The sequence below is a fragment of the SAR202 cluster bacterium genome, assembly GCA_016872355.1.
In the GTDB taxonomy this organism is placed as follows: domain Bacteria; phylum Chloroflexota; class Dehalococcoidia; order Lucifugimonadales; family VGZY01; genus VGZY01.
This window is the reverse complement of sequence record VGZY01000060.1, coordinates 1-17,900: the sequence shown is the minus strand read 5'-3', so window position 1 is coordinate 17,900 and position 17,900 is coordinate 1. Positions and strand designations below refer to the sequence as shown.

Here is a 17,900-nt window from a genome sequence, read left to right as displayed (position 1 = left end):
GAGGCCGCGGGCGCGGTGGTCGCCGTCGCAGCCGCCGCGGGCGCGGTCGTTGCTGTCGGCGCGGCAGGGCGCGTCGTCGGGGTCGGGTCCGTGCCGCCGGACGAGCACGCGACCAGCGATATTGAGGCTAATGCGCCTATCGTGAGGACCGCTAAACTCTTCTTCATGGCTTGAGACCTCCACAGTCTTTGTGTTAAGTGTTACGGGCGTTTGGCCCGGGCCGCTCTAGAATCCGATCGGAAGACCTCTGTAAATCCACTCCGTGACGATCATGTAGTTGCCTGTGATTAGCAGGACGGCGAACCCGGCCATCAGGACCGCGCTTATGAGGCCCATCCAGGGCACGTACTTTTTCATCCTCGATAGCGTCGGCAGGATTTTTGCCATCGCCGTGGCGGCGGCGACCAGCGGAACGCCCATGCCGATGGAGAAGAGGAAGAGCGTCAGCGCGCCGACCGCAGCCGATCCGGAGATGCCCACGTACATGACCATAGCGATCACTATCGCCGCGCCGAAGCAGGTCATGCACCCGGTGGCGAACGCCAGGCCGGCGAACATGAGCTCCAGAGGGCTGGATGCCTTTCGCTCGCCGTGGGCCATCTTGCGCAGCACCGGCATCTTGCACACGAGTGGCGCGCGTACTTTAGCGGCTGTGCGCAGGGCGAGGACGAGGATAGCCACTCCGCCGACGACCGCCGCGTACCGCTGCCACGTGTAAAAAATCTGCGTGTCGCCCGCCTTATCGGCCAGGAAGCCGATGGCCGCTCCCGCCACCGTGTACACGATTGTGAAGCCCAGGACGAAGAAGAATGCCGCCTTCACAACCTGGAGCCGCTTCCCCACCGTTACGTTGCCCTTCGCCTCGCTCATGCTGACGCCGGCGAGGGTAGGGATGAAGAACGCGGTGAGCTGGAACAGACAGGGCCACATTGCCGCCACCAGGCCGCCCAGGATGGCCAGGACGGAGACCCAGCTAAGCTCGAAGCCGGAGGCCTGCGGGATGCCGGCGTAGCTGATGGGCATGTGCCACTCCAGCGAGCCGTTGCCGGGCAGCTTGAGCTCCATGAAGTGGTGGCCCAGGCCCGTCGGCTGCTCGACCGGGAACCGCATCAGCGTGATGCGATGGTGCGGCGAAGTAACCATTGACTCGATGAGATCGGGCTTGTAGGTGTCGCCGTCATACGCCATCGTCACGTTCATGAGCTGCTCGGGCAGGTCGTCCGTGTGAATGCGCTCCGTGTAGACGAATACGATATTCTGCTCCGGGAGGAACTTGATCATCGAGTCCAGGGTCAGAGCGGACTTGAAGTATGCCGGCGTGGCGTACGTTGCCTCGATCGTGATGTCGTCGATGCCGTCGTACTTCACGTCAACCATCTTGCGGGTCAGCCTCTCCGAGAGAGCGGACACGCGAAGGCCCTTATCACTGGCGGTTGTTGCCGGCTGGACCGCCACGCTGGTCTTCTCTTCCGCCAGCGAGGGGAACAGGCGCTCAGCGCCCACACCCGCGCCGTAGAGGAGGCCCGCGCCGGCGACGGCGAGCAGGAGTGGCAAGCCGGCCATCTTCCATGTGGGCATCCGGATAGTCCGTGAGGCGGAGCCGATCACCACGGCCCCCAGGAGCCCGGCAAGCCCCGCCGCCTCAGCAACCTTGGACAGGACGCCGATTACCTCCACTTCGCCCGGGCCGTGGCCATGAGGGCTAGCACGACCATTAAGGGAAACCGCTTCGTATACGACATGTGAGTCTCCTAGTCACTAAGATTCGAAAAATCGGACCCGAACGCAGAACATCGGCCAGAAGGCGCAGTATTTCACCCCCGTTTCTTGCCGGCGCTCCCGGCGCTTTCAATCAGCTTTGTGATTATCTTCACCTGAACAACGTGTGCAGAACGTAAAGACGTGTCGATGGCGCGTGAAGGAATCGTGAAGGTCGAAAGTGCGTCACGTCGGCGGGAGGAAAGGGCGGAGTGTCTTCAGCAAGGCAAAAACACACCCCATCCGCAGCGCGCGATGGGGTGTGTCAAAGAACCGTGAATTTCTCGTTTTGCCGGGCTGTTACTTGCGGGCGTACACCTGCGCGCCCACCTTCATATAGCGCAGCGCCTGCTCCGCGGCGGAGGCAAGGAGCTCGCCTGCGCGCGCCGACGCGTCCTCGAGCGTCATTGGGGAGTTAACAATAGGAGAGGCAGCGGCGATGCCGTGCTTGTGCACGTCTGTGAAGCCCTGGCCAAGCGAGCCGGAGATGGCTATGACAGGGATGCCCCGCTCCTGCGCCCTCCAGGCCACTCCGATCGGCGCCTTGTTGAAGACCGTCTGAAAGTCGAGCTGGCCCTCGCCCGTGATAACAAGGTCCGCGCCCTCAAGCTGGTCGTCTATTCCAACCGTGTCAAGGACGATGTCCACGCCGCGTCGCAGCTTGCCGCCGACGAAGGCAATCATCCCGCCTCCCAGGCCGCCCGCAGCGCCCGCGCCGGGCACTTCGTCAATATCCACACCTATGTCTCGGGCCACCACCTGGGCGAAATGCTTGAGTGCGGCGTCCAGGTCCTTGACCATTTCCGGAGTCGCGCCCTTCTGAGGGCCGTATACGGCGGAGGCGCCACGCGGCCCGGTAAGCGGATTTGAAACGTCGCAGGCAACTTGGAAATCGGCTTCCCGGACGCGGGCGTCCAGGCCGGACACGTCGATGCGATCAAGCGTCGCCAGCGCCATTCCCCCGGGCGGCAGGTCTTTGCCGTGCCTGTCCAGCAAGCGAATTCCGAGCGCCTGTGCCATGCCGCCGCCGGCGTCGTTGGTGGCGCTGCCGCCGATGCCGACGATGAACTTGCGGAAGCCCGCGTCCAGCGCACCCGTAATCAGCTCTCCGAGCCCGTATGTAGTGGTTATTCTCGGATCACGCTTCTCCTTGGGGACCAGCGCCAGCCCAGACGACATGGCCATCTCCAGCATCGCCGTTTCGCCCTTGAGCGCTCCCCATCTGGCTTTAACCTTCTCCCCAAGCGGCCCTGTCACCGGCGAGGTGCGCACCTCGCCGCCGATCGCCTCAATCAGCGTTTCGAGCGTGCCGTCGCCGCCATCCGCAACCGGCACAAGCACCGTCTTTGCAGTCGGTTCAACGCGGTGCACACCCTCGCTTATCGCACGCGCGACGTCCAGCGCGGAGATGCTTCCCTTGAAGGCCTGCGGGGCAATTACGATCTTCATGGACCTCTTGGCCTCACTCTTCTACACAGGTGAATGTATGCGTGTACCCGGTGCGATTATATAGCAGGCCCCCTGGGCTGACGACTGGTAGCCGCGCGGCAGCTTTGCTAGAATCGGCGGGACTTTAATACAGGCGCGGCCATGGGCCGCAGACGAGGAGATCACGATGGCCCGCATGAATGTGGCAGAGATAAAGGCCGCCGTCGTGGCCGAGATTGACAGGCGCGGCGACGAGGCCGTCAAGCTGGCAAAAGAGATCCTGGCCAATCCGGAGGGCGGGTTCAGGGAGCACAAGACATCCAGGCGCGTGGCAGAGAAGTTCCGCGAGCTCGGCATACCTTTCCAGGACGGAATAGCCATCACCGGCCTCAAGGGAATGCTGAACGCGGAAAGCTCCGGCCCCACTGTCGGCGTAATGGGAGAGCTTGACTCGCTTTACGTTCTCGGGCACCCGCACGCAGACCCGACGACCAGCGCCGCCCACGCCTGCGGCCACCACGCTCAGATCGGCTCTATGGTTGCCGCGGGAATCGGCCTCAAGGCGGCCGGCGTACTGGAGAGCCTTTCCGGTCGCGTGGCGCTGATGGCCGCCCCGGCTGAGGAGTACGTCGAGATAGAGTACCGGAACGAGCTGAGGAAGAAGGGGAAGGTGGAGTTTCTCGGGGGGAAGCCGGAGTTCATACGGACCGGCGCGCTCGATGATGTAGACATCGCGATGATGACCCACACAGAGCCCCCGCTTCACGGGGAAGGCAAGAAGCTGGCCATCGGCGCTACAAACACCGGAATGGTGGCGAAGTTCGTGCAGTTCCAAGGGAAAGCGGCCCACGCCGGAGGCCACCCGCACCTCGGCATCAACGCCCTCAATGCGGCGAACATAGCCCTCATGGCTATCCACGCCCAGCGAGAGACATTCCGCGACGAGGATACCGTTCGCGTTCACCCAATCATCACGCGAGGCGGCGCTTCGGTTAACTCCGTTCCGGCTGACGTGCGCATGGAGACATTCGTACGCGCGAAGACGATCGATGCTTACCTGGCCGCGAACCGAAAGATAGACCGGGCGCTGAGGGCAGGGGCGATGGCCGTGGGCGGAAGCGTGACAATCACCACGCTGCCGGGCTACATCCCGTTGAACCAGGACCGCAACCTGCAGGGCATTTATGAGGCCAATGCCGTTAACCTCGTGGGTAGTGAAGGCGTTGCACACATGGGTCACCGCACCGGCTCGACCGACATGGGCGACGTTTGCCAGATCATGCCGGCCATACACCCCTATGTGATTGCGGCGACCGGTGTAGGCCACGGCAATGACTACCTCGTCGCAGACTACGAGCTCGGAGTCAAGACGGCCGGCAAGGCCATGGCGCTCACTGTAGTTGACCTGCTGGCGGATGGGGCCAGGAAGGCCAAAGAGGTTAAGAAGAGCTTCAAAGCCCCTATGACGAAGGCCGAATACCTTGCGTTCATGAGGAGCCTGGTCCGGGAAGAGACGTTCACAGAGTAAGGGTACGGGGTACGGAATGAGCTCAAGGACGGGACAGACACTTGCACATTGATATTCTCAAAGCCCTGGCCCAGGCGGCGATAGACCGGCAGCGAGATTGGATTATCAACATTGCAGAAGAGATTCTCAGAACACCCGAGACGGGCTTCAACGAGATTCGCACTTCGCAAGTGATCTCTCGGCGGCTGGATGAGATCGGCGTTCGCCACACTCAAAACATCGCCATCACCGGCCTGAAGGGCGTCGTGAGAGGCGGTAACTCCGGCCCAACTGTCGCCGTAATCGGCGAAATGGACTCGGTGCGCGTGCTGGGCCACCCGCATAGCGACCCCGTCACCGGAGCGGCCCACGCGTGCGGCCACAACTGCCAGCCGGCCGTCATGCTCGGCGCGGCCGTCGGCCTCATGGCGCCGGAGGTGCTCCGCGAGCTGAGCGGCGCAATCGCCCTGATGGGCGTGCCTGCGGAGGAGTTCATAGACGTCGAGCAGCGCCTTGCCCTTTACCGGCAAGGCAGGCTGGGCTTCATGTCGGGAAAGCAGGAGATGATAAGGCTCGGCGCGTTCGACGACGTGGACATGGCTTTGCTGGTGCACACATCGGCCTCGCCGGACGATACCCGCTTTACCGTGGGAGGCACCAGCAACGGCCACGTAGTCAAGTACGTGAAGTACATCGGCAAGGCGTCGCACGCGGGTGTCGCTCCGCACCTGGGAGTGAACGCCCTGCAGGCGGCAATGGTCGGACTCCACGCCGTTAACACGCAACGAGAGACGTTCCGCGACGACGACGTCGTGCGTCTACACGGGATTCTGACTACCGCAGGCGTCTCCACAAACTCAACGCCCGCAGACGTGCGATACGAGGGCCGGGTACGAGGCGCGACAGTCGAAGCAATCGCAGATGCCGGCGCCAAGGTGGACCGCTGCCTGAAAGCCGGTGCGCTGGCCCTGGGGGCGAAGGTCGAAATCGTGACCATCCCCGGATACCTGCCGATGCTGAGCAACGACCCACTTGCGACGGTGTTCGCCGAAAACGCCGGACGCCTTGTGGGCAAGTCCCGGCTCGCATGGTTGTCCAGCGATGCCGTGCGTGGAGGCGGCTCGACCGACATGGGCGACCTCAGCCATATCATGCCGGTCATTCACCCGTACTCCAGCGGCTTCGCCGGTAACGGGCACGGCGACGACTACGTGGTGCAGGACTACGAGCAGGCCGTAATCACCCCGGCCAAGGTTGTGGCAATGACATTAATCGACCTGTTGAGCGAAAACGCCGCAAAGGCCCGCGAGGTCGTGTCACGGACCCGCCCGCGCATGACCCGACCGCAGTACATCGCCCTCCAGCAGGGCAGGCTCAAGGAAGAATACTACGTAGGCCAGTAAGGCGCCGGCCTACGTAGTAGCCCCGATTCATCAGGGCTACTACGTAGAGTCATTAACTCTGCCGACTACGCCCGGCGCTTCTTCATAAGGAAGAATCCGCCTCCGACCGCGCCAAGGACGACCAGCGCCGCCAGCGCGATAATCATGGCGGAAAAGCCGGAGCCTCCCGCCGGCTTCGTTGTGAACGTTACCTCAGCCTGTCCACTGTTCGCCCCGTCTGTGGCGACCACCTTGACCACATGGTCCGTCTCCTCCGGGTCCAGTGTGACTGCAAACTCGGTGGCCTCACCCTCAAGTGACAGCATGGACCAGTTCTCGCCGCCGTCCGATGAGTACAGTACGGTGTACAGCAGGTCCCCGCCGTCCGGGTCGGATCCCGACCACTGGATATTGACCGCGCCGTCCACCGGTTCCACCGTCGATCCCGCCGCCGGGGCGCTTACACGCACGCTCGGCGCGGCGGCCGTGTAGGCAATGCTGTCCAGGACCTGGTTGCCGGGACCCTGTATTTCGATCCGGGCCGTGCCGGGCAGGTCCGGCACCTGGTATCCGAACGACGTAATCACCAGGTCCCTCACCTGTAGCACCTGGTCGTCGCCGTGGGTCTCCAGCCGCCACGTGGGTGTGAAAGGGAAGCTCCCAAGCAGGTTGCCCCCATCGTCCTTGAGCAGGATGGCCCACTCGCCCGGCCCCTCATTGAGGTCGATCACTCCGTCCATCCGGTACGAAGGCAATAGGGCCGCGCCGTTGGCGCTTTCGGTCCTGGAGAGGTGGCCACGCACCTGTATCACCGGCGGATCGAGCCTTTCCTGCAGCCGGTGCACCAGGTGCCAGTACGTGCACTGACTGATCCACCACGGCGGATTGTCCACAACCGAGACCATCATGTGGTACTGGTCCTTCAGAATCGCTCGGGAATTGTCCGCCGCAATGCGCACACCGTGCGCGATCTCCATCGCCTCGTTGTGGTAGTTCAGCGAACAGTCACGCTGCATCTCGTCTCTGGAGAACAGCCAGCCCTCCGAGTCCGAGGTGCGGCCGGTAGTGTGCGCAATCTCATGGGCAACCGTGCGGAAGACCACGTCGGAGTGGACCATCGCTCCCTTGTGGTTGGAGAAGCCGTTGATTCCATCGCTCCCCCAGACCGCGTACAGGTCCGGCTTCTGCAGAACAACAATGTAGCGGGTCTGCGCACCCGCAGGCTCAGTCAGGGCTGCGCCGGTCGTGAAGTAGTCGTTGATCCGGCTCATGCGCAGGTCATGCTGCTGCGTGGCGCTCAGAGCGCCGATCCTCGTCTTGTCTGAGAACCACTCACCCCAGGTCTGCGGCGGGTTCAGCACCGGATTGAGGTCGACTGTGGACCTCAAAGTGGTAACAACTCCTCCTGTGGACTTCAACGGGAAGAAGATAGGCAGGTCCCGGTCCGTAGCCTGCCTCAACGCCTGCGCCGCCCGCTGGACCACGCCCCGGATTTCCAGCCGGCGCGCGAACTCCATATCGGTGCTGCCAATGTAGGCAGGGAAGTAATTGACCCGGAGCGGAGGAATCTCCACCACGTTGCCTCGAACAACAATGTCGGCAACGCCGGACTTGCTGCCGTCCTCACGCAGGACCTGGGCGTGTATTTCGTACGGCCCCTTTGCGGGGAACTGGAACGGAGTCGCCGGGGGCTCAGGCAAGCCCATCGGAGTATCTACAAGCAGTAGGAAGTCCACCGAATTCTCGGTGCAGGGCGGGTCTATGGGTATCGAGTACTTTGCCGGTCCGGAGTAGATGGTCGAAGGGCTGGCCTGGTCGGATGTGATCTTGATAGAGACAGTCGCCCTCTGGGTGCCGTTCGATTTGCCGGTTATGATGATAGCCTTGTGAATCTCCGCCTTGGAGCCGAAGACGGGCGTGCGCCGTCCGGCAACCATCGGCAGCTACGCGTTCCATTCGGTAGGGCCTACCTTGGTAAGTCGCTTGGTCGGCTTGTCCACGAAGGAGAAGTCGTCTTGCCGCGACGCCTGGGAAGGCTCGTACACGCCCTAGACTTCAACTTTGCATGGCGTGGGACCGACCGCGGAGGCCGGCGGCGTAGGCGGCGCCGCCTGGGCCTCGGTAGCCTTGCATGGGGCACCCTCGCCGGTTGAGGCGCCGCGGTAGGTGCACGTAATCGTCCCAGTCCTGTGGGTGACAAGAAGCGTGATGGTTACGTGGTCGTGCTCCACGGTCGGGTCACATGGCGGGTGAGGGTGAGACCAGGTGAAGCTTAACTGGCCGCTCGGCTCTCGTGTGGATCCCTGGCCGTCCGGGAAGGTGCCGCAATCTGGCCCGGTCCACTTGTAGCTTAGTTCGAGCGACTGAGGGTTGGCGAACTCAACGGTGTAGGTCGTCAGGGGGCGCTCTAGTTGGGCATTGATGGGAAGGACCAGGACCTGACCCGTCTGGGTCTGAGGAGCGGCGTGGGCTGAGGATATTGAGAAGGCGATTGCAGTGATTCCGATTGCGACGAACAGCCATGCGAACCGTGGCAGCGCTGCGATTAAATTCATAGGCCCTCCAGTTCTCGATGACGCCAAAATGCGACGGCCACACCAAACTACATTGGCGTGGCCGTCGAAATCAAGTGCCCTTGATTGCGCGGTCTTGACAGGCAGAAGGGAGGGCGTTTAGCCCACGAACCACTTCTCCAGCTCGTCCGCGTTCCGCTCCAGCCAGGCGATGTTGATCCTTATCAACTCCAGCGATTGCTTGATGGTGCGGTCCGCAGCCGGGGCCGGATGAGCTTTGAAGAACGACTCGACATCTTCGTACCGGTCGCGTGTGGTGAACTTCGTTGTGCCGGCAACAAGGCGCATGAGGCCGAAACCACCTTCGCCGTAGCGGCGGTCGAACTCCGTCCAGTTCTTCTTGAGGAATCCCCATGCCATATCCCGTCCATGGCGGTTGTTGGCCACGTACGTGACAACCGCAATCGTATTTGAAAGGCGCACGTCTGCCGAAAGCGAGCGGTTGAGCGTCTCCTCCAGGAGGTCCTGGCGCTCAAACTGGGTAAGAGCGACAAGCAGGCGAAGTTTCTCCTCTTCGAGGGCGGCAGCCTTCTCCATTTCCCACATCTTGTCGTACACGGCTCGGTCGCCGCGCTTGGCCGTCAGGGCAAGGGAAACGCGGCGGATATCCGGGTGCACGGACCCGGGGTCCTTCACGTAGGCGTCGAAGCGCTTCCTGGCCTCCGCAAGGGTTGAATCGTCCTTGTATTCGCCCAGGGCCGTGAGCAACGTGCTGCGCAGCAGGGCGTCCAGGTGTCCCTCGTTGGGCCGCTTGTCCCAGCCGATCTGCTTGCCGGCCGTTTGCAGTATGCGGCGGGCATATGCCTGGTAGCGCGGGTAGTAGTTCTGGCTGCCGATCAGCAGGTCCAGGCTCCCAAAGTTGGCCGTCAGGTCCGACCAGACGCTCGCGTCCGTCTCGTTCAGGTAGGCCTCTGCGATGTTCAGGAATACGGTGATGGGTATGTACCCCCCTCGGGCCAGTGCGTAGGCGTCGTTCTGAATTCCGAGGCGGTCCATTGCCGGCAGAGCAAGGTCGCGGATGGCCGGGCGAAGGGCGTTCCAGTCCTCCGGCGTGTAATTGACGCGATAGAAGCCCGTCTGCTCCGGATTGACCTTCACCCAGAGTGCGCCCGCACCGGCCTTTCCTGTGGCAATCGAAAGCTTCGCCTCGCGCTGGTCCATCATCGCGGACGCTGTTGCCCCCGAATCCGTGCGGGCAGCAAGCGGCACGCGCCACAGCGTGTCGTCCTTCGCATTCCTGTCTACCAGGTGGTCGTACAGGAAGCGGTTCTGTGAAGCGGCCAGGTCCACCGCGCCCGACTTCCGCGAAGTCTTGACGTCCAGTACTGGGTACCCGGTCTGGTTGATCCACGAGGACATCATTGCGGCGACGGGCTTTCCGGACGCCTCGCCCATCGCGTTCCAAAGGTCTATCTGGGCAGCATTCTTGTACTGGTGGCGATTGAGGTAAATACCCAGGCCGCGCTGGAATGTGTCCGCGCCGAGGTAGTGCTCAAGCATGCGTAGGATCGAGCCGCCCTTGCTGTAACTGATTGCGTCGAAGAGCTGCCCGATCTCGTCCGGGTTATTGACCTCCTGCTCGATCGGGTGCGAGTTCTTCAGCCCATCGAGGCTGAGCGCGCGGTTGGTGTCTGACGAGACAAACTGCGTCCACATCTGCCACTCTGGGTGCAAAACGTCCACGGCCTTATCGCCCATCCACGAGGCGAAGCTCTCGTTGAGCCAGAGATCGTTCCACCATGCCATTGTGACAAGGTCGCCGAACCACATGTGCGCCATCTCGTGTGCCACAACAGCCGCCACGGTCTGGCGGGTGCCGGCAGAGCTGTTGGCCGGGTCCACCAGCAGCGCGGGTTCGCGGTAAGTGATGCAGCCCCAGTTCTCCATTGCGCCGGCAGCGAAATCAGGAATGGCTATGTGGTCCATCTTGGCCAGCGGGTAGGGGATGCCGAAGTAACTGTTGTAGTAGTCGAGCAACCGCAAAGAGACGTCCAGCGCGTAGCGCCCCTTCTCCTCATTGCCCGCCGTCGCCCAGATGCGCATCATTGTGCCGCTTTTCGAACCCTCCTCCACGTACTTAAGGTCGCCGACGACAAACGCGACCAGGTACGTGGACATGATCGGGGAGTCCTCGAACTCCATGCGCTTCTTGCCCGACGGGTCTCTGGATTCCTTCACAAGCGGCATGTTGGATACAGCGGTCAAGGCAGGAGGGATAACCAGGTTTATCTGGAACCGGGCCTTCAATGACGGCTCATCCCAGCATGGGAACGCGCGGCGGGCATCCGTCGCCTCAAACTGCGTTGTGGCCAGGTAGTGGTCCTTGCCGTCCTTGCCCCTGTACTTGCTGCGGTAGAAGCCGCGGAGCTTGTCATTCAGCGTGCCGGTGAACTTGATGTTCAGCGCGCCCTGGCTGACCGGGATCTCCTGCTGGAATGTGAACGTTACTGTCTGGTCCTTCTCGTTAAGTGTCGTTTCAATAGGGGCGAAGGACCTCCCACCCATTGCCTGGAAGCTGCAGGTCTGGATGGCCAGCTCATCCGCGTTCAGGGTAATAGTTCTTGTAGGCTCCTGAATGTCGATCCGGACTGTTTCCTCACCGCGAAAAGTGAAGTTGTCGAGGTCCGGCGAGAGAGTGATCTTATAGTGAGAAGGTCGCACATTCGCTGGCAGGACTTTTCGTCCGGTGGTCGTTGTCGTCATGAGCGCACTTCCTTTGCGGAGGTATATAGGATAGATAGATTGAGTCAACACACCGATTGTAGACGATAGGTCACAGGGAGCATAGTGCGCGCAGGGCACTCGATGTTCCGTTAACAAGGCGGCGCTACGAATATCGTGGCGATTGTCAAACATTGTGGTATAATCGGTTTGGTGATACGGATCGGAATGCCGCCGTAATAGGCGGGCATGGCTTGGATACCTCCACTCTGTCCCCCCTCATCGCGAATAAGCGACGACCGCCCCGTAACCATATCTCAACTCCCAAGGAGTCGCCCCGTTTGGTAATGACCGATAAATCTACCCGGACCCCCACAGTCAATTCAGTTACCCAGTCCGCACAGCCATTCTCATTTCAGCAAGTCCGACCCGCAATCTTCGCTGAGCTTCAGAAAATGGGCATCACCTCGCCCACGCCTATTCAAGTGTCGGCGATTCCCGCCATGCTTGCAGGGCACGATCTTCTGGGCCAAGCGCCCACAGGCTCCGGCAAGACTCTAGCCTTCACGATCCCCATGATCGAGGCGTGTGACACGAAAGTCAACGGAGTGCAGTCCCTGGTTCTGGTCCCAACCCGCGAGCTGGCAATCCAGATTGCGGATGTGGCCGAGCCGCTCGCAAAGGCCTGCAAGCTCAAGCTGACGCTACTTTACGGCGGCAGGTCGCTCGTCCCGGAGCAGTCCGCGCTGAGGCGTGGGCCGCACATCATCATTGGGACGCCGGGCAGGACGCTCGACCACCTTCGTCAGGGGGCGCTCAATCTCAAGAGCGTCAAGGTATTTGTCCTGGACGAGGCGGACGAGATGCTGGACCGCGGCTTCGCGCCGGACGTGGAGCGGATCATCGGCTACACGCCAACTACAAGGCAAACGGCGCTCTTTTCGGCCACCATGCCCCAGTGGGTGAAGCTTACCGCCGAGAAGCACATGCGCTCCCCCGTGACTGTTCGCGTCACTCCTGATAAGGAGGCCCCGGCGGTCATTGAGCAGATCGTCTACGAAGTGGGCGCGGACGTGAAGCTCAGCGCGCTGAAGGTCCTGCTCGACAAGCGCGGCGAGGGCTCCGTCCTCGTCTTCGGGCGAACGAAGCACGGCGTCAAGAAGCTGGCCACCCGGCTCGTACAGCTGGGCTACCCCACCGCGGCGCTCCAGGGCAACCTGAGTCAGAACGCCCGCGAGAAGGTCATGGCGGACTTCCGCTCCGGCAAGCTGCCGATTCTGGTTGCGACCAACGTCGCCGCGCGCGGCATCGACGTCTCGGACATAGACCTTGTCATTAACTACGAGATGCCTGAGACCGCCGAGTTGTTCACGCACCGCGTGGGCCGCACCGGCCGCATGGGGCGCGCCGGGACGGCGATAACCCTGCTTACGGCGGTGGACTTCCTTAAGTGGCACGAGATGCAGAAGGCGCTCGGCCGGCGCATCGCCCCTTCGCCCTGGCCACACGGCGAGCTCGCCCGCGACCCCTTGCCCATGCCGTCGCCCCAGTCGCGCCAGCCCAGGCAGCGCTCTTCGGGCGGAAGGCCGCCGCGCGGTGATAGCAGGCCGCAGGGTTCGTCACGTTCGCCGAGGTCAGGCGGGCAGCGCGGCGATCGCGCTCCCGGCGAGAGGCAGCAGCGAATCGAGCTGCACTCCCAGGATGCCGGGTCGTCCGCCGGGATGTCGGCCCTGGAGCGGGCCAAGGCTCGCCACCAGCAGCGCCAACCCGGGCGATAGTCCGGAAGGTCCCGCTCCATAGAAGCCGGCGGAAATAGCGAAGGCGCCTCTGAAAACAGAGGCGCCTCTTTGTTACCGGCGACATACCGCGTGCAACCCGGGGGGCAGATAGCCCTGTCCTAGAGAGCCACCACCCGGCGGCGGGCCTCCATGCGCTCTCGCTCCATTATCTCCTCAATGGCGTGCACCGCCTCGTCGATGCGGTCGTTTTCGTTGACAACCACATAGTCGAACCGGGACGACTCCCGCATCTCTTTTTCTGCGGTGTCCAGGCGGCGCCTTAACGCCTCCGGCGACTCCGTCATGCGTAGCGTCAGGCGCGCCGCCAGCTCTTCCATGCTTGGCGGCGCCAGGAAGATGAACAACGCGTTGGGGGCCAGCTTCCGGATGGTCGCCGCGCCCTGGATGTCGGTCTTGATGATGACGTCCTTGCCCGCGTTCAGGGCGTCCATCACCTGCCGCTTCGGCACTCCGTAGTAGTTGCCGTAGACCTCCGCCGATTCGAGGAATTCGCCGTTGCGGAGCATCTCCCGGAACTTTTCGGAAGTCAGGAAGATATAGTCCTTGCCTTCAGTCTCGCTTGCCCGCTTTGGGCGGGTGGTGCAGGTGACCGTGAAGTGGTATGGCCTGCCGGCCGCCTTCATCCGGTTCAGGACGGCGTCCTTCCCGACCCCGGATGGGCCGGAGAGGACGAGCAGTATGGACTGTTTGTGGCCGTTGGCGGCGTTGTTCATAATCCCACTATTGTAACCCACCCATCGTAAGCGACTGCAGCGTGTCCCAGAAGAGCGGGTAGGAGACGCTCGCCGCCTCAGCCCCGTCGATAGTCGTCCTGCCGGTTGCAATGACGCCCGCGATGCCCATCGTCATGGCAATGCGGTGGTCGCCGTAGCTCTTCACCGCGGCCCCCTTGAGCTTTGCGCCGCCGTAGATGACCATCCCGTCGCCTTGCTCTTCCACTCTGGCGCCCAGCGCGTTGAGTCCCACTGCCGTCGCGTTGATCCGGTCCGACTCCTTGACCCTCAGCTCCTCGGCGTCGGCTATCACGGTCTTGCCCTTCGCCAGAGCTGCGGCCAGCGATAGCACCGGCAGTTCGTCAATGACATGGGGAATGATCTCGCCCCTTATCTCCGTACCGTGCAGTTCGCTCGTTTCGACCACGATGTCCGCAACGGTTTCAGGACCACTCTCCCGCACATTCTGCATGCGTATTCTCGCGCCCATGGACTCCAGCACCTTGATGACGCCCGTGCGGGTGGGGTTGATGCCTATGTTCCTGAGCGTGATCCGAGCGTTCGGGTGTACGGCTCCGGCCACCAGCCAGAATGCTGCGGAGCTGGTGTCTCCCGGCACCGCAATATCCTTCGCAATCAGCTTCGACCGGCTGATCGAGTGGCTGAGGCCGCTGGACTTCAGGTTGGCGCCCATGTAACGCAACATGCGCTCCGTGTGGTCGCGGGACAGGGTAGGCTCGGTTACGGTCGTCGTCCCCTGGGCATAAAGCCCGGCTATGAGCACACACGACTTCACCTGCGCGCTGGCCATGGGGACGGTGTAGTTGATGCCCTTCAGGTCGCCGCCGCGAATGGCCAACGGGAGTAAAGTGTCTTTGCTCCGGCCCATTATCTTCGCGCCCATCTGCGTGAGCGGCTTGACGACGCGCGACATTGGGCGGCGGCGGAGTGACCCGTCGCCGGTGAGTACGCTCATGAACGACTGGCCGGCGAGCAGGCCGGAGACGAGGCGGGTCGTCGTGCCGCTATTGCCGGCGCTGAGAACGTTGGTAGGTTCCACCAGCCCGTCCAGTCCGCGGCCCTCCACTTTGAAGCATTCATCCGCTCCGCTGACCGGGCAGGCGTTGTGCCTTGTTATCCTCACTCCAAGGCCGCGCAAAACGCGCAGCATCGACGCGCGGTCATCGCCGACGCAGAAATTGGAGACGTGCGCGGTCCCCTCCGCTATCGAGTTCAAGAGCGCCGCGCGGTGCGATGTGGACTTGTCTCCCGGAGTCGCAATAGCGCCCTCAATGCGGGGCCGGTGTTGGATAACCTTCTTCATTCGACCGTTACTCCTTGTCGCCCTTGCGCGGGTACCCCCACTTGCGGCGACGATTTACATTGCCTATTTGCTTGAGGCGCTCGCTCAGGCGGCGCCCCAGAATCATACTTGAAAAGCTCCCCGCGGACTCGTGTGCGGCAGGCCGAGCAGAGGTTTCACCTAACTCCCAGCGCGCCCGGGCTTCCCAAAGCTCAATGAGCCTTCCCGAAAGCCTTTCATCTCTGCTCCGCACCAGGTCGCGGATCTCGACAAGTTTCTCGATGAGGCCGTTTATGGCATTGACTGTGGCATCGGTCGCGGCGGCAGCCGCGACTGCAGCGTCCTTCGGGTCCGCCGCCGAGTAGGCGATCTGCGCCCACTCCAGCCCCGCAAACCTTGAAACGTCCTTCCACGGCGGCGAGCCCGCCGTGTTCGCCAGGTAGGCGTAGCCTATCAACGCGGGGAGAATCTCCGTCATTGCCGCGAAGGCGTCGTGCTCGGCCGCGTCCATGAACACCGGCTTTGCGCCCAGGAGCTCAACCATCGACGCGACGCTCTCAATAGAGCCTTTCGACGCCCTCTTCGAAGGGACTATCGCATATGACGCGCCTTCGAAGGCGGTGGCGGATGTCTCATCCGGCCTGCCGCCAAGGGGATGACCCCCAACGAAGCTGACGCCGGCCGGCAGGTGCGTCTCGGCCCATTCTATCGTTGCGGCCTTCGGGCTGGATGTGTCCGTCACCGTCGCGCCCGTCGCAAGAGCGTCGCCGATCGCGGCCAGGAGGTCCCGCGTCATCGACAGATCCTCTGCGATTATCACCAGGGCCGCGCCTTCAAGGGCATCCGCGAGGTTTGCGCTGGTGCGGTCCACCGCCCCCAGGCTGGCCGCGCGGTCCAGCGCTGCCCGGTCGCCGTCCGCGCCGACAATCTCCGTGGCCGTGAGCCCAGCCCCTTTGAGCGCAAGCCCAAAGGACATGCCGGTGCTGTTCATCCCGATGATGGTGATGCGCTCCGCCCGCGCTTTGTCCGGCCTGCTCGTACTCACCGGCTAACGCCTGCCTTTCGTCGCCGCACCGCATACTACCATAAGCTGCCGCCCAGAATCACCGTGCTCATGAGGTTAACCAGCGGCCGTATGAGCCGCCCGATGATATTCGCTCCGGGTACCACCCAGTCAATGGCAATCATCATCAGCAGGACCGCCGGGCCGAATGGCTCCAGCCGGGCGAAGCCTGACGCAAGGTCCCTCGGGAGCAACCCAAGCGCCACCTTGAAGCCGTCCAGCGGCGCGATGGGCAACAGGTTGAACGCCGCCAGGAGGAGGTTAACGAAGATAATGGTGCCGACAACGAACCCGGGGAGGCTGTCGAACCGGGAGTTGAATAGCGAAAAGCCGCCGAAGACACTCTCGATGGCGCCGGTGCGGTATGGAATGGCCAGCAGGCCCGCCAGTGCAAAATTGGAGAGCGGTCCGGCAATTGAAACGAGCGCCACCCCAGCGCGGGGCCGGATGCTCATCGCCTTGGGGTTGACCTGGACGGGTTTGGCCCAGCCGAAGCCTACGATGAGCATCATCGCCGTTCCCATCGGGTCCAGGTGCGCCAGCGGGTTCAGCGTCAGCCTGCCCTGGCTGCGCGGCGTCCGGTCTCCCAGGTAGGTGGCTACCAGCGCGTGGCAGCACTCGTGCACCGAAAACGCTATGAGCAGGGCGAAGACGAATACGCCCAGGGAGACCAGGGCGGCTACCGGGTCCCGGGAGAGGTCTTGAAGGGCGCGGATTAGCAAGGTTTCGGTCCCGTGATCAAGGCAATAAGGAAGAAGGACTGCCAGCTATTGTAAACGCAATTCGCAACAGGGTGGAAGCAAACGGGTCGGGACGTGGGAGGAAAGCAGGCGGCCCCGGTTAGACCGGGGCCGCCGAGGTGTTGAGCGTTTATTCCTAGTGGCCGTGGCCGCTGTGCCCGCCGCCGTGGCCGCCGCATGCGCAGCCGCCGCCACCGCCGCCATGACCGCCGCACCCGCCTTCGCGCCCGCAAGCGCACCCGCCGGCGCGCGCCTCGGTTGCCTCGGCCGCCTCGGCCATCCCGCCGCCGCAACCGCCGCCGCCGCAGGCGCAGCCGCCGCCACCGGCCTGGACGTTCGGGTTGCTGATGACGAAGCCGCTGCGCATCAGGCCGTCTATGTAGTCGATCTGGGCGCCTTCGACGAGAGGAGCGTCCTCGGCCGCGACGAGCACCTTGATGCCGTCCATCTCGAAGACAAAGTCGTCAGTCTTCGCCTCGTCCTCAATGCCGAGCACGTGCTGGTAGCCTGCCCCGTTCGGCATCACCATGACGCGAAGGAAGGAGCCGGACTGCCCCTGCTCGGTCAGTACCGCTGCCAATTTCTGCGCGGCCAGGGGAGTTACATCTATGATCTTGGCAGTCGCCAAAACCCACCTCCGAAGTGGACCAATTAATTGACTATGCAAACATTTGTATTCAAGGTGATGGTAGCATTGCCTTATTAGACAGTCAAGTTTAACGGCAGGGCTCTGCATTGGTGCAGTGATAGTGTCAGGGGTTAAGGGAGCAGTGAAAATGTCAGTCTATGAAAGAACTGACAATGAGCGAGAGAGAGGCTAAACGAACGGTAGTGTTGAACGCTGTCCTTGAGAAGCGATTGACAAAGGCTCAAGCTGCCACGGCATTGGGGGTATCGGAGCGCCAGGTATGGAGGCTTCTGGCGACCTACCGGAAGGATGGAGCGGCAGGGCTGGTCCATGGCAATCGAGGAC

At 62.6% G+C, this 17,900-nt stretch carries 14 protein-coding genes; 4 read left to right on the top strand and 10 right to left on the bottom strand.

Annotated features, from left to right (window positions below; all coding sequences use genetic code 11):
- Nucleotides 1-225: 225 nt before the first annotated feature.
- Nucleotides 226-1,677 carry a hypothetical protein gene (locus FJ319_11510; GenBank protein MBM3934907.1) on the bottom strand — a complete coding sequence of 484 codons (1,452 nt, stop codon included), beginning with the start codon at nt 1,675-1,677 and terminating at the stop codon, nt 226-228.
- 381 nt (nt 1,678-2,058) lie between these two features.
- The gene (locus tag FJ319_11505; protein MBM3934906.1) at nt 2,059-3,207 is read right to left on the bottom strand and encodes a glycerate kinase; all 1,149 of its coding nucleotides are present in this window, start codon (nt 3,205-3,207) and stop codon (nt 2,059-2,061) included.
- Nucleotides 3,208-3,373: 166 nt separating this feature from the next.
- Here FJ319_11505 and FJ319_11500 point away from each other — a divergent pair, with 166 nt between their 5' ends.
- Nucleotides 3,374-4,714, top strand: coding sequence for an amidohydrolase (locus FJ319_11500; GenBank protein ID MBM3934905.1), 1,341 nt, complete (start codon nt 3,374-3,376; stop codon nt 4,712-4,714).
- Between the two features lie 41 nt (nt 4,715-4,755).
- On the top strand, nt 4,756-6,096 hold the full coding sequence (locus FJ319_11495) for an amidohydrolase (protein ID MBM3934904.1): 1,341 nt from the start codon (nt 4,756-4,758) through the stop codon (nt 6,094-6,096).
- 65 nt (nt 6,097-6,161) lie between these two features.
- Here the strand turns inward: FJ319_11495 and FJ319_11490 are convergent, their stop codons facing one another.
- The 3 genes from FJ319_11490 to FJ319_11480 all read right to left on the bottom strand — a co-directional run bounded on the left by FJ319_11490 (nt 6,162) and on the right by FJ319_11480 (nt 11,504).
- Nucleotides 6,162-8,012: a fibronectin type III domain-containing protein gene (locus FJ319_11490; protein ID MBM3934903.1), complete on the bottom strand. Its 1,851-nt coding sequence runs from the start codon at nt 8,010-8,012 to the stop codon at nt 6,162-6,164.
- Nucleotides 8,013-8,123: 111 nt separating this feature from the next.
- Entirely contained in the window at nt 8,124-8,630 is a 507-nt protein-coding gene (locus FJ319_11485; GenBank protein ID MBM3934902.1) for a hypothetical protein, read from the bottom strand.
- Nucleotides 8,631-8,747: 117 nt separating this feature from the next.
- Nucleotides 8,748-11,504: a M1 family metallopeptidase gene (locus FJ319_11480; protein MBM3934901.1), complete on the bottom strand. Its 2,757-nt coding sequence runs from the start codon at nt 11,502-11,504 to the stop codon at nt 8,748-8,750.
- Nucleotides 11,505-11,656: 152 nt separating this feature from the next.
- On the opposite strand from FJ319_11480, the gene FJ319_11475 reads away from it, so the two are divergent.
- Nucleotides 11,657-13,087: a DEAD/DEAH box helicase gene (locus FJ319_11475; GenBank protein ID MBM3934900.1), complete on the top strand. Its 1,431-nt coding sequence runs from the start codon at nt 11,657-11,659 to the stop codon at nt 13,085-13,087.
- 119 nt (nt 13,088-13,206) lie between these two features.
- On the opposite strand, the gene FJ319_11470 is transcribed toward FJ319_11475, so the two are convergent.
- The 5 genes from FJ319_11470 to FJ319_11450 form a co-directional block, all read right to left on the bottom strand.
- Nucleotides 13,207-13,821 carry a guanylate kinase gene (locus tag FJ319_11470; protein MBM3934899.1) on the bottom strand — a complete coding sequence of 205 codons (615 nt, stop codon included), beginning with the start codon at nt 13,819-13,821 and terminating at the stop codon, nt 13,207-13,209.
- 7 nt (nt 13,822-13,828) lie between these two features.
- Complete coding sequence (gene aroA, locus FJ319_11465) at nt 13,829-15,145, bottom strand: 3-phosphoshikimate 1-carboxyvinyltransferase (GenBank protein ID MBM3934898.1); 1,317 nt, start codon at nt 15,143-15,145, stop codon at nt 13,829-13,831.
- A gap of 7 nt (nt 15,146-15,152) precedes the next feature.
- A complete protein-coding gene (locus FJ319_11460) occupies nt 15,153-16,169 on the bottom strand; it encodes a prephenate dehydrogenase/arogenate dehydrogenase family protein (protein MBM3934897.1) in 1,017 nt (338 codons plus the stop codon).
- Between the two features lie 35 nt (nt 16,170-16,204).
- Complete coding sequence (locus FJ319_11455; protein ID MBM3934896.1) at nt 16,205-16,909, bottom strand: site-2 protease family protein; 705 nt, start codon at nt 16,907-16,909, stop codon at nt 16,205-16,207.
- A gap of 154 nt (nt 16,910-17,063) precedes the next feature.
- The gene (locus FJ319_11450; protein MBM3934895.1) at nt 17,064-17,663 is read right to left on the bottom strand and encodes an iron-sulfur cluster assembly accessory protein; all 600 of its coding nucleotides are present in this window, start codon (nt 17,661-17,663) and stop codon (nt 17,064-17,066) included.
- 50 nt (nt 17,664-17,713) lie between these two features.
- Here FJ319_11450 and FJ319_11445 point away from each other — a divergent pair.
- A partial coding sequence (locus FJ319_11445) for a helix-turn-helix domain-containing protein (protein MBM3934894.1) occupies nt 17,714-17,900 on the top strand: 187 nt, incomplete at its 3' end.